This is a genomic window from Streptomyces sp. B8-7 (assembly GCF_058833805.1).
In genome coordinates this window covers 171,289-183,115 of record NZ_JBYRRL010000005.1, presented here as the reverse complement: position 1 = coordinate 183,115, position 11,827 = coordinate 171,289, and the positions used below count along the sequence as shown (strand labels likewise).

Below are 11,827 nucleotides of genomic sequence, written 5' to 3'. Positions count from 1 at the left end.
CCCCGCGAGAGAATGGAGGGTGGTCCGCCCCCAGGGGCGCCACCGCACCCGTACAAGGAGGACATGACATGGCGGAGCCCACGCCGCGCCCGCACGAGCCGCGGCTACGCCCCGCGCCCCTGCTCTTCGAGCCCGCCCAGGCGGCCGGGGACCCGGAGCACTTCTTCGACCTGGAGTCGATCGACGACCCGGGGGCGCTGCTGGCGCGGGCCACGGAGCTGACCCAGGCGTTCCGCGCGGCTGCCGACCGGGCGATGGAGTTCCAGGCGATCGCGGCGGCGCAGCTGGCCGACCCGCGGCGGTTCGACCGCCTCACGGACGCCGACATCGCCGAGCAGGCCGAGTGGACCGAGGACTATGCCAGGCGGATGGTGGAGTTCGGCCGCGGGCTGCTGCGCGGCGACAGCGGCCAGGGCGGCCAGAGCGGCCAGGGCCTCATAGAACCGCTCTGAGCCCCGCCCGAGCCCTCCCGGCCCGGTCCGAGGCCGGCCCTCGGGGCCGGTCGCGCCCGGCCCCGGCCCGGGCCGAACCGGAAGCGCGACCCGCTCCCGGCCGGACCTCGACCGGACCTCGACCAGACCCCGGCAAGACCCCGGCAAGACCCCGGCAAGATCCGAACCGTATCCGGGCCCGCACCGCCTGGCATATGCCAGGCGGGCGGGCACGATACTCCAGCGCCGCCTCCGCTGTCCCGGATTCCGGCAACCCGGCGGGACGGAACACGCACGCCCGGTACACCTGGACGGCATGAGCAGCTTTCGGAACGAACCGGCCCCCGGCCTGTCCGGCGAGGGCCAGGGCAGCACGGGCCTCACCCCGGACGGGGCCGCCTGGCTCGCCTCCGCAGGAACGTATCCGCGCAGCACGCTCGCACTCTGGGAGGAGCACCCGGACGCCCCGGCGGTGCTCCCCTGCGGCCACGTCTTCGACGTGGTGAGCGCCCCGGCGGTGTTCGGGCGGCGCATGCTGGACCGGCTGTGGGAGGACGGGCCGGGCTCCGGTCCGGTGGCGGTCCACCGCGGCCGCACGCTGCTGTTCGCGGCGCCCGGCACCGCACAGCGGCTGCCGTCGCTGCTGAGGTGGGAGGAGTTCGGCACCGACCCCGGCACCGACCGCGCCGCGGCCGTCCCGCCCCTGCTCTGCCACGGCGCCGCCGACGCGGTCACCGTGCCCGCGCCGGTCACCGCACCCGGCTCCCGGGGTCCGCTGGGGTCCCGCTGGCTCGTCGCCCCGGACACCCGCCATCCGTGGCTGCCCGGCCCGGAGGTACTGCTCTGGGCGGCCGTACGGGCGGCCCGCGCGGGCGTGCGGATATCGATTTTTCCTCCCGCCGACCAGGGTGCTAAGGTCTACGACGTCAGCAGGCGCCGCTAGCTCAGTTGGTTAGAGCAGCTGACTCTTAATCAGCGGGTCCGGGGTTCGAGTCCCTGGCGGCGCACAGCGCACAAGGTCGCTGACCTGAACGGGCACCCCCGGTTATCCGGGGGTGCCCGTTCGTCGTGCCACTGTCGACCGGCACCGTCGTCCGCCGTCGTCCGCTGCCGTCGGCCGCCGCCGTCCGCCGCCAGCGGCCGCCGTGCGTGCGACCGCGGCCCCCCGGCGTCAGGCCGGGCCGATCCGCACCGTCCACGCACCCGCCGGGGTCCGCCCCTCCACCGCCACCCGCACCCCCTCGCCGGGGACCGTGAAGCTCTCACCGGGGCCGACGGGCGCGTCCGCCAGAGGCGGGTACACGGAGGTCTCCCAGCAGGCCTCGGTGTCCGGGTGGGCGTCGACCACCTCGACCGGACCGCTGCCGGACGCGGCCGCGCTGTCCACCCGGTAGACGAGGATTCCGGCGCGGCAGGCCGTCACGTCGTTGCCGACCGGGCCGCGCGCCTCGAAGGCGAGCACACTGTGGGGGCCGGTGCGCACCACCGCGAGCTTGGTGCCGCGGCCCAGCCCGAAGGAGGGCGCCCCCGCGGCCCCGGTCACCGGCACGCCCGGCCCCGCGCCGAGCGGCTCCAGAGTGAGCCGGGTCGGCCCGGCGCCCCGTACACAGGCCACCTGACGGGAGTCCAGCCAGCCCAGTTTCCACTTGTGCCAGCCGAAGAAGTCCGGGGAGAGCCCGAACTGGCTGCCCATCAGGTCCCAGTCCCCCACATGGGTGTCCCAGTCGCCCACGCCGTCCACCGGCCGGCGGTACAGGTCCGGCAGGTCGAACACATGCCCGGTCTCATGGGCCAGTACGAGCCGGTCCGGCGGATGGTTCTCGAACACGGTGACGAACCGGTGGATCTCCGTACCGTCGGCGCGCAGCGGCGCATCCAGGTTGACGACCTTGGTGGCGTCGGAGTCCACGCCCGGAGCGTCCGGGTCGGCGACGAAGTACACGATGTCGTACGCCGAGAAGTCGACCTTCGGGTCGGCGGCGGCGAGGGCGTCGCGCAGGTAGGCGGCACGGTGGGCGGCGTTCCAGTCGCGCCGTATGGCGTACGCCGTGGAGGAGCGGGGCATGGTGATCCACCGCCGCAGCGGGTGGGGGCGCAGGGCGAACCTGCCGTAGGAGGACCGCGCGAAGAACGTGCTGGTGGCCGGGAAGTGATCGGCGGTCAGCTGGTCCGGCGTGGTGCGCGGCTCGGCGTCCGGGAAGGACAGGAAGACCAGCAGGGCGTCCAGCGTGCGGGCGGGCCGCGGGTAGGCGGCGTTCCAGGTGGCGACCCCCTCGGAGTGGTGGGCGTCGGTGCGCCGCAGCGCGCACGGCGAGGAGGAGAACGGCTCGGCGACCGAGGGGGCCCCGACGAAGGAGGTGGCGGCGAGCGCCGACATCGTGGTCAGAACCGCCGCCGCGCTGCGCAGTCGGGGACGCGGGAGCTGACGCGGCACGAGGACCTCCGGATGCGGTTCACGGGACACCGCCACCCAGCCTGTGCGACTTTCCGTCGATATGTCTTGTTTGTCTGCACCGGACGAGTGAGAGGAGGACACGGTGCACGGACACGGCCGGCGCGGGAGAAGCGCCGCCGCACGCGACGCGGGCCCGGTGGAGCGGGGCGCGGCGGCGGGCAGGTACGGGTGCACGGGGACGCAGAAGCACAGAGGGCGCCCGAGCACAGAGGTATGGAGGCACACGGGCACACGGGCACACGGGCACACGGGCACACGGGCACACGGGCACACGGGAGCATGCGGACACAGACCGCGCGCGGACGCAGGACGACGACCCGCGCACGGGGCAGGCCAACAGACGTGCGGGCGCAGGACGACAGACCGCACGCGGGGCCAGGTCGACAGACGTGCGGGCGCAGGACGACGGACCGCGTGCGGGTGCGGTGCAGGGGGTTCCGCGGGTCGCGGCGGACGCGGGGCCCGGCAAGCGGCGAGCGGCGAGCGGCGTGCAGTGAGCGGCGTGCAGTGAGCGGCGTGCAGCGAGCCGGGGCGGGCGGGGGCGCGCACCCCCGCCCGCACACCCGGCCGAGGCACGGACACCCGCCCCCGGCGCAGGCCGACGGGACGCCGGTCACGGGCCGGTGAGGGCCCGGCGACACCCCCGGGACGCTCACGGTCCGTCACATTCGGTCGGCGCGCGACGAAACCCGTCCCATGGGGGCAGAAACGATCCCGCTGAAAGACGGGTCGCGGGGCGGCACACGGGGGACACTGGACAACGGCTGGAAGGGCCGGAAGGCAGCCTCTATGATCGGCACACTTTCCTGACACTTCCTGCCCGGACAGAGATCGAGCAGAGACCCAGCAGATCCGAGTGCACTGCGGGAGCGAGCGGTGAGCGGAACGTCCGAAGGGCCGACGCCCGCGGCAGACCTCATCGGGCCGGCCGTCACAGAGAGTGACATCTCCACGTCTCGTCGTACCGGCGCCCAGGCCCCGGACCTCTTCCGGTCCGCGTTCGCCTCGGCGCCGGTGGCGATGGCCGTCGTCGACCGCGACGGCCTGGTCGTGACCGCCAACGAGGGCTTCACCGACCTGTTCGGCACGCCCGAGCGACCACCCGCCGGACGCGCGGCCGCCGAACTGGTCGGCCTCGCCTCGGACGGCCGCACCTGGCACGCCTACCGCGAGGTCCTGCGCGGCCGTCGTGCCCGGCTGCGCTGCACCCGGCGGGTCAAGCACCCCGAGGGGCACGCGCTGTGGGTGCAGATCGCCGTCGCCCCGCTCGACGAGGGCTGCGAGGGCGTCCTGATGTCCGTCACCGACGTCAGCTCGCACCGCGAACTCCAGTCCCGGCTACGTCACTTGCAGATGCACGACCCGGTCACCCGGCTGCCCAACCGCACCCTGTTCTTCGAGCGGCTGACCGCGACCCTGGAGGCCGTCCCGGAGGAGCGCGGCAGCACCGGCCGGGTCGGCCTGTGCTATCTGGACCTGGACGGCTTCAAAGCGATCAACGACACCCTCGGCCACCGCGTGGGCGACCGCCTCCTCGCCGCCGTGGCCGAACGGCTCACCCTCTGCGCCGACGAGGCCGGGCGGGCGCGGGCCGGCACGCCGCTGGTCGCCCGGCTCGGCGGCGACGAGTTCGCCCTGCTGGTCGAGGACTCCACCGGCACCGACCAGGTGGCCGACCTCGCCGAGTCGGTGCTGGACGCGCTGCGCGAACCCTTCGACCTGTCCGGCCGGCGGCTGTCGGTCACGGCGTCCGTCGGCGTCGTGGAGCGGCTCGCCGCCGACACCACCGCGACCGGGCTGATGCAGGCCGCCGACACCACGCTGTACTGGGCGAAGACCGACGGCAAGAACCGCTGGACCCTGTTCGACCCCGAGCGCAACGCCCACCGCATGACCCGGCAGGCCCTCGCCTCCACCCTGCGGCCGGGCATCGAGCGCGGCGAGTTCCGGCTGGAGTACCAGCCCCTGGTCCAGATGGCCGACGGGCGGCTGCGCGGGGTGGAGGCGCTGGTGCGATGGGACCACCCGCAGTTCGGCACGCTGACGCCGAATCGGTTCATCGGTCTGGCCGAGGAGGACGGCGCGATCGTGCCGCTGGGCCGCTGGGTGCTGACCCACGCCTGCCGCCAGGCCCGCCGCTGGCAGCTCGAACACCCCGGCGAGGAGCCGCTGTTCGTCAGCGTCAACGTGGCCGTCCGCCAGGTGTGGGACTCCGACCTGGTCGCCGACATCGACCGGGTCCTCAGCGAGACGGGCCTGGCGCCGGGGCTCCTCCAGATCGAGCTGACCGAGTCGGCGGTGATGGGCTCGGCGGGCCGCCCCGTGCAGGTGCTCCAGGCCCTCAGCGCGATGGGCGTGCGGATCGCCATCGACGACTTCGGCACCGGCTACTCCAACCTCGCCTATCTGTCCCGGCTCCCGGTCGACGTGCTCAAGCTCGACGGCTCGTTCGTGCGGGGGTTCCAGTACGAGGGCGAGGGCGCGCCGCCGAACCCGGCCGACCAGGTCGTCGTCGAGGCGATGATCGAGCTGGCGCACCGGCTGGGGCTGACCGTCACCGCGGAGTGCGTGGAGACGCCCGCGCAGGCGGAGCGGCTGCGGCGGATCGGCTGCGACACGGGGCAGGGGTGGCTGTACTCGCGTCCGGTGGCGCCGGACCTCATCGGCGGTCTGCGGGCCGCCGCGTCGTCGGCCGTGGGCTGACCCCTGACCCGGCGGCCCGCGGCACACCGGGCGCCGGCCCGCCGCGCTCCCCGGCCGGTGCCCGCCGCCGGTGCCGCGACCGGGAGGGCCCCGCGGAGGGCCCGCCGCGTCCGGTGCGGTGCCGCACCCGGCGGTGCCTCACCCGCGTACGTCCCGTGCGCCGGTGAGGCGGCCACGCGGCGAGGTGCCGTGCCGGACGCGGCGGGCCGGACGGGACCGTCGCCCCACGGCTCGGTCTCAGCTGCCCGGGAGGGCGTACGCGTCGGCGATCAGCTCGTAGGAGCGCAGGCGGGCCGCGCCGCTGTGGGCGTTGGCGGTGAGCATCAACTCGTCGGCGCCGGTGCGCTTGTGGAGGTCGTCGAGGCCGGACCGCACCTCGTCGGGGGTGCCGTGGACCACGTTCGCCGTCCAGGAGTCGAGGAACTCCCGCTCCATCGGGCTGAACGCGTACGTCTCGGCCTCCTCCGGGGTCGGCACCAGGCCCGGCCGGCCGGTGCGCAGCCTGGCCATGCCGAGCGCGGCGGCCGCCACCTGACGGCGGGCCTCGCGGTCGTCGTCGGCGGCGAGCGCGGAGACACCGATCAGCGCGTACGGCGCGTCCAGCACGGCGGACGGCTTGAACGACTCCCGGTACAGGTCCAGGGCCGGGACGGTGTTGCGGGCCGAGAAGTGGTGGGCGAACGCGAAGGGCAGCCCCAGCAGGCCGGCCAGCCGGGCGCTGAACCCGGAGGAGCCCAGCAGCCAGACCGGCGGCCGGTGCGGGGACTGCACGCCGCCGGGTGCGGTCGCCTGGACGGGGCCGGGCACCGCGTGCACACGGCGGTAGGGGTGACCGTCGGGGAAGTCGTCGTCCAGGAACCTGATCAGCTCGGCGAGTTGCTGCGGGAAGTCGTCGGCGCCCTCGGCCGGGGTGTCGGTGCGGCGCAGCGCGGCCGCGGTGGCGCCGTCGGTGCCGGGGGCGCGGCCGAGCCCGAGGTCGATCCGGCCGGGCGCCATGGCCTCCAGGGTGCCGAACTGCTCCGCGACGACCAGCGGCGCGTGGTTGGGCAGCATCACTCCGCCGGAGCCGAGGCGGATGCGCTCGGTGCGGGCGGCGAGATGGGCGAGGATCACGGCCGGCGAGGAGGAGGCGACGCCGGGCATGGAGTGGTGCTCCGCGACCCAGTAGCGGTGAAAGCCGCGGGACTCCGCCAGCGCGGCCAGCCGGACGCTGGTGCGCAGCGCGTCGGCGGCGGTGCTGCCGGAGCCGACGGTGGCGAGGTCCAGCACGGACAGGGGTACGGGAGCGGTGCCTTGTGCGGTGCCCCTGATCTCGTCTGCCGCCACGGGTGCCTCCTGCGGGTGGGCCGGTTCGTTCGTCGGAGGGCGTCAACAGGAGACGGTCTCCGGTTGTTCCCGGGCGTCCGGGAGGGCCGGGCCGGACCCGCACCGTCCGTCGGGCCGGGAGGGCCGGCCCGCCCCGGGCCGCTCGGCCGTCCAGGTGAGGGGCGGGGGCCGGGCGGTGCCGGACGGGTACCCGAGCGTTGGGGCCGGTGGGCGCGTCTCGCCCGGGCGGCCGCATCGGCCGGTCCGTCCGCCCGGCGGACGGACCGGCGATCGGGCCCGCGCCGCCCGCACAACCGGCGTCCGCCGCCCGGCGGCCGGCGGACCGCGGAACCAGGACGAGGATCAGGACGAGGACGAGGATCAGGACGAGGACCAGGAACCGGGAACCAGGAACCAGGAACCAGGAACCGGGAACCGGGAACCGGGAACCGGGAACCAGGAACCAGCGGCAGAAGCAGATCGAGAACCGGGACCAGGGCCAGAAGCAGAAGCAGAAGAAGATGCAGAAGCAGATGCAGATGCAGAAGCAGAGACAGAGGCTGAGGCAGAGGCAGGACAGGAAGGGGCACCATGACGGCCATCGGAATCCTCTACCCGGGCCATCCCGCCGAGGACGACTATCCGCGCATCGAGCAGCTGCTCGCCAGCGACATCCGGATCGACCTCGTGCACACCGGGGCCGGCGCGGCCGACCGCGAGGTGGACGCACTGCGGCGGGCGGCCTCCCGGGAGCGGCTCGCGGCGGACGTGGAGGCGCTGCGGCTGACGGGTGCCGAGGCGGTGGTGTGGGCGTCCACCGCGGGCAGCTTCGTGCGGGGCTGGGAGGGCGCCCACGAGCAGGTGCGCTCGCTGGCCCTGGCGGCCGGCATGCCGGCGTCCTCGACGTCGTTCGCGTTCGTGCACGCGGCGCGGGAGCTCGGGGTGTCGCGGGTCGCGGTCGCGGCCACCTATCCGGCCGAGGTGGCCGCCCTCTTCGCGGACTTCCTGCGGGCCGCGGGCCTGGACGTGCGGGGCGTGCACGGCGCGGGGCTGCGGACGGCGGCCGAGGCGGGCGCCAGGGGCGGGGCCGAGCTGCTCGCCCTGGCCGGGGAGGCGGACCGCGACGACGCGGAGGCGGTCTGCCTGCCGGACACGGCGCTGCACACGGCCGCACACCTGCCCGCTCTGGAGAAGGAGCTGGGCAAACCCGTCCTCACGGCCAATCAGGTCACGGTCTGGGAGGCACTGCGGCTGACCGACCGCCGAGTGAACGCGCCGTCCCTGGGTGCCCTGTTCACCCGGGAGCCGCTGGTCCAGGCATGACCCGTGCCACCACTCGCCCGGGCGGGAGAGGAACCCGGTGCGAGGGGTCGCACCGCCCGCCGAGGCGGGCACGGAGAGGTCTCGTTCAGGTCACCGTTGCATCACGTCCCTGCCGGAGCCCGCATAGCTTCCCGGGATCGGGCAGGCGCCATCACTGGTCTGCGAACGGGCAGATCCGGCAAGGCTCTTGGAGGTCGAGTGTCCATGTCCCAGTCTCCCCACCTGTCCCGTCGGGGTTTCCTCACCAGAAGCGCGGCCGTCGGCGGCCTGATCGCCGTCCCGGGGCTGCTGACCGCGTGCAGCAAGACGGACGACGGGGACGGTGAGGGCTCGAAGCTGGAGCAGCTGCGCAAGCAGGGCTACGTGGAGGTGGCCTACGCGAACGAGGCCCCCTACGGCTACGAGGAGGGCGGCGACCTCAAGGGGGAGGCGCCCACGCTGCACCGGGAGATCTTCAAGGCCCTCGGGATCGACGAGCTGCGTCCGACGTTCTCGGAGTGGGACGGCCTGATCCCGGGTCTGCAGGCCGGCAAGTACGACGTGATCAGCGCGGGCATGGCCATCATCCCGGACCGCTGCGAGAAGGCGCTGTTCTCGGAGCCGGAGTTCGTCTCGCCCACCGCGATGCTGGTGAAGCAGGGCAACCCGAAGAAGCTGACGGACCTGGCGTCGGCGAAGGAGGCCGGGGCCACCATCGGCGTGATGTCGGGGGCCGTCGAGAAGAGCTACGCCGCCGGCGCGGGCCTCGCGGACGGCGACATCAAGACGCTGCAGAAGCCGCAGGACGGCGCGGACGCGGTCAAGGGCGGCCGGATCGACGCGTTCCTGCTGACCAGCATCTCGCTGAACTGGCTTGCGAAGAACAACAGCGGGCTCGACGTCACCGACGCGTTCATCCCCGAGCTCGACGGCGTGAAGCAGTACAGCCCCGGCGGCGCGGTCTTCCGCAAGGGCCAGGAGGAGCTGCGGGACGCCTTCAACACCGAACTGAAGAAGATCACCTCCGATCCGGAGCGCTATGTGCAGCTCATCGGGGAGTACGGCTTCGGCAAGGAGACGATCCCGCCGGCGGACCTGAGGACCGCCGACCTGTGCACGGCCTGACGGGGAATCCTGTCCATGGGTGATTTCTATTCCTATTTCCTCGACCACCTGCCGGACGTGTGGTCGGGGCTGTGGGTGACGGTCGAGGCCACGGTGCTGGGCGCGCTCGTCGCGCTCGCCCTGGCCTTCGCCTTCGGCTTCATGGCGAACAGCGGGCCCGTGCTCGTGCGGGGGGTGTCACGGGTGGTCGTGGAGTTCTTCCGCGGCACCTCGCTCTACGTCCAGCTGTTCTGGCTGTACTACGCCTTCCCGCTGCTGCTCGGCTACGAGCTGACCCCGCTGTTCTGCGGGGTGCTGGCGTTCGGCATGAACTACGGGGCGTACGGATCCGAAGTGGTGCGCGGCGCCCTGAACTCGGTGCCGCGGGGGCAGCGGGAGGCGGCGATCGCGCTGAACATGTCGCCGTGGCAGCGGATGCGGCGGGTGATCCTGCCGCAGGCGTGGGTGCAGATGATCCCGCCGTTCACGAACCTGCTGATCCAGCTGCTGAAGGCGACGCCGCTGCTGTGGCTGATCACGGCGACCGACCTGACGACGGTCGTCCAGCAGATGCGTGACCGCACCGGCGAGACGACCTGGGCCTATCTGACGCTGCTGGTGATGTACTTCGTCCTCGCCTATGCGCTGACCCTGCTGATGAACGCCCTGGAGCGGCACGCCAAGACCCGGCTCGGGCAGCGCCCCGAGGCCCGCCGTCCGCGGCGTCCGGGCGGTGCCGCACCGGTGGAGAAGGCCGGCGTGGCCGGAGGTGCCCGGTGAACTACGAATGGGACTGGGGAGCCGTCCAGGACGCGCTCCCGCTGCTGCTCGCGGGGTTCCGGACGACGCTGCTGGCGACCGTCCTGGGCACCCTGGTGGCCGCCGTGCTGGGGCTGCTGGTGGCCCTCGCGGGACGGGCGCCGACCCGGCTGGTGACCGCCCCGGTGCGGGCCCTGACGGAGTTCGTGCGCTCCACCCCGCTGCTGGTGCAACTGGTCGGCGCGTACGCGGTCTTCAACACGGTGTCCCCGCTGACCCTGGGCATCGCGGTGCTCGGCATCCACTACGCGGCGTATCTGTCGGAGGTGTACCGGGCGGGCATCGACGCGGTGCCGAAGGGGCAGTGGGAGGCCTGCCGGGCGCTGTCGCTGTCCCCGCGCCGCACCTGGCAGGCGGTGATCCTGCCGCAGGCGGTGCGCAAGGTTCTGCCGGCGCTCGGCAACTACGGCATCGCCATGTTCAAGGAGACCCCGTTCCTGGCCGTGATCACGGTCACCGAGATGGTCGCCGAGGCCCGCGAGTACGGCGCGAACCACTTCGTCTACGCGGAGGCGTTCACGCTCGCCGGTCTCATCTTCCTCGCGGCCAGCTATCCGACCTCGCTTCTGATGAGAAAGCTGGAGAGGCGCCTTGGCCACTGACCCCCTGACGAAGACGCAAGCCGAGGACCCCGAGGGCGCCGGGGCCTCCGAGACCTCCGGGGGCCCCGGCCGCCCGGCGGGACCCGGGGGCGGCCAGGCGGGCCCCGAGACCGCCGGCGAGGCCGCCGCGGAGCGCGGTGCGGGCCATCTGGTCGTGTTCGACCAGGTGGTCAAGCGCTACGGCGACCACGTCGTGCTGGACCACCTCGACTTCACGGTCGACCGCGGGCAGCACGTGACCCTGATCGGGCCGAGCGGCTCCGGCAAGACGACCATCCTGCGCCTGCTGATGACCCTGGAACCGGTCAGCGACGGCGCGATCACGGTGGACGGCAGGCCGCTCACCCATATGCCCGGCCCGAACGGCTCGCTGCGGCCGGCGAACGAGAAGTACCAGCGCGACCTGCGCAAGCGGATCGGGATGGTCTTCCAGCAGTTCAACCTGTTCCCCAACATGAACGTGCTGCAGAACATCACCGAGGCCCCGGTCAACGTGCTCGGCATGGACCGCGCCGAGGCCGAGGAGCGCGCCGGGGAACTGCTGGAGATGGTGGGCCTGCGGGAGAAGATCACGGCGCACCCCACGCAGCTGTCCGGCGGGCAGCAGCAGCGGGTGGCGATCGCCCGCGCCCTCGCCATGCGGCCGGAGATCCTGCTGCTGGACGAGGTGACCTCGGCCCTGGACCCGGAGTTGGTGGCGGGGGTGCTCGACCTGCTCCGGGAGATCGCCCACAGCACCGACATCACCCTGCTGTGCGTGACCCACGAGATGAGCTTCGCCCGCGACATCTCCGACCGGGTGATGATGTTCGACAAGGGCAAGGTCATCGAGTCCGGGCCGCCGGAGCAGCTCTTCGGCGAGCCGGAGCACGACCGGACGCGCGAGTTCCTCGGCGCGGTGCTGTGAGCGCCGGGGCGCCGCCCCTGGGCGGCGCCCCTGGGCGGCGCCCCGCCCCGCCCGCCGTCGGCGGCGGGCATGCCGCCGGCACATGCCTTCGGCCCGTCCCCGCGGACGGGGACCGGAATCTCGTCAACAGCCGCTCACTACAGGCCTTTTGCCGGTTATCGTTGAGTCGGTCCGGCACCCCGGATCACGGCCAGGAAAG

The 11,827-nt window shown here is 73.5% G+C and carries 10 protein-coding genes and 1 tRNA gene; 9 read left to right on the top strand and 2 right to left on the bottom strand.

Translation table 11 applies throughout. The features are described 5' to 3' along the window. Positions 1 to 68: 68 nt before the first annotated feature. The 3 genes from AC5K6T_RS25080 (at position 69) to AC5K6T_RS25070 (ending at position 1,438) form a co-directional block, all read left to right on the top strand. On the top strand, positions 69 to 452 hold the full coding sequence (locus AC5K6T_RS25080; protein ID WP_493212450.1) for a DUF8844 domain-containing protein: 384 nt from the start codon (positions 69 to 71) through the stop codon (positions 450 to 452). Between the two features lie 295 nt (positions 453 to 747). Beyond that, the gene (locus AC5K6T_RS25075; protein ID WP_493212449.1) at positions 748 to 1,374 is read left to right on the top strand and encodes a bifunctional DNA primase/polymerase; all 627 of its coding nucleotides are present in this window, start codon (positions 748 to 750) and stop codon (positions 1,372 to 1,374) included. Further along, a tRNA-Lys gene (locus AC5K6T_RS25070) sits at positions 1,365 to 1,438 on the top strand. Before AC5K6T_RS25075 ends, AC5K6T_RS25070 begins: the two co-directional genes overlap by 10 nt. Before the next feature lie 164 nt (positions 1,439 to 1,602). Here the strand turns inward: AC5K6T_RS25070 and AC5K6T_RS25065 are convergent. Further along, a complete protein-coding gene (locus AC5K6T_RS25065; RefSeq protein WP_493212447.1) occupies positions 1,603 to 2,865 on the bottom strand; it encodes a M6 family metalloprotease domain-containing protein in 1,263 nt (420 codons plus the stop codon). A gap of 897 nt (positions 2,866 to 3,762) precedes the next feature. On the opposite strand from AC5K6T_RS25065, the gene AC5K6T_RS25060 reads away from it, so the two are divergent. Then, positions 3,763 to 5,589, top strand: a complete 1,827-nt coding sequence (locus tag AC5K6T_RS25060) for a putative bifunctional diguanylate cyclase/phosphodiesterase (RefSeq protein ID WP_493212445.1) — start codon at positions 3,763 to 3,765, stop codon at positions 5,587 to 5,589. A 237-nt stretch (positions 5,590 to 5,826) separates the two neighbouring features. Here AC5K6T_RS25060 and AC5K6T_RS25055 read toward each other — a convergent pair whose 3' ends face one another. After that, positions 5,827 to 6,915, bottom strand: coding sequence for an LLM class flavin-dependent oxidoreductase (locus AC5K6T_RS25055; protein WP_493212443.1), 1,089 nt, complete (start codon positions 6,913 to 6,915; stop codon positions 5,827 to 5,829). A gap of 570 nt (positions 6,916 to 7,485) precedes the next feature. Between AC5K6T_RS25055 and AC5K6T_RS25050 the strand changes: the two genes are divergently transcribed. The 5 genes from AC5K6T_RS25050 (at position 7,486) to ehuA (ending at position 11,628) form a co-directional block, all read left to right on the top strand. Further along, the gene (locus tag AC5K6T_RS25050) at positions 7,486 to 8,217 is read left to right on the top strand and encodes a maleate cis-trans isomerase family protein (RefSeq protein WP_493212441.1); all 732 of its coding nucleotides are present in this window, start codon (positions 7,486 to 7,488) and stop codon (positions 8,215 to 8,217) included. Between the two features lie 204 nt (positions 8,218 to 8,421). Continuing rightward, on the top strand, positions 8,422 to 9,321 hold the full coding sequence (gene ehuB, locus AC5K6T_RS25045) for an ectoine/hydroxyectoine ABC transporter substrate-binding protein EhuB (RefSeq protein WP_493212439.1): 900 nt from the start codon (positions 8,422 to 8,424) through the stop codon (positions 9,319 to 9,321). A gap of 15 nt (positions 9,322 to 9,336) precedes the next feature. Then, positions 9,337 to 10,080 carry an ectoine/hydroxyectoine ABC transporter permease subunit EhuC gene (gene ehuC, locus AC5K6T_RS25040; RefSeq protein WP_493212437.1) on the top strand — a complete coding sequence of 248 codons (744 nt, stop codon included), beginning with the start codon at positions 9,337 to 9,339 and terminating at the stop codon, positions 10,078 to 10,080. Continuing rightward, positions 10,077 to 10,721 (top strand): ectoine/hydroxyectoine ABC transporter permease subunit EhuD, encoded by a 645-nt coding sequence (gene ehuD / locus AC5K6T_RS25035; RefSeq protein WP_493212435.1) that lies wholly within the window; start codon positions 10,077 to 10,079, stop codon positions 10,719 to 10,721. Before ehuC ends, ehuD begins: the two co-directional genes overlap by 4 nt. Next, positions 10,711 to 11,628, top strand: a complete 918-nt coding sequence (gene ehuA, locus AC5K6T_RS25030) for an ectoine/hydroxyectoine ABC transporter ATP-binding protein EhuA (RefSeq protein WP_493212433.1) — start codon at positions 10,711 to 10,713, stop codon at positions 11,626 to 11,628. The genes ehuD and ehuA overlap by 11 nt, the downstream gene beginning before the upstream one ends. The last annotated feature ends 199 nt before the right edge of the window (positions 11,629 to 11,827 follow it).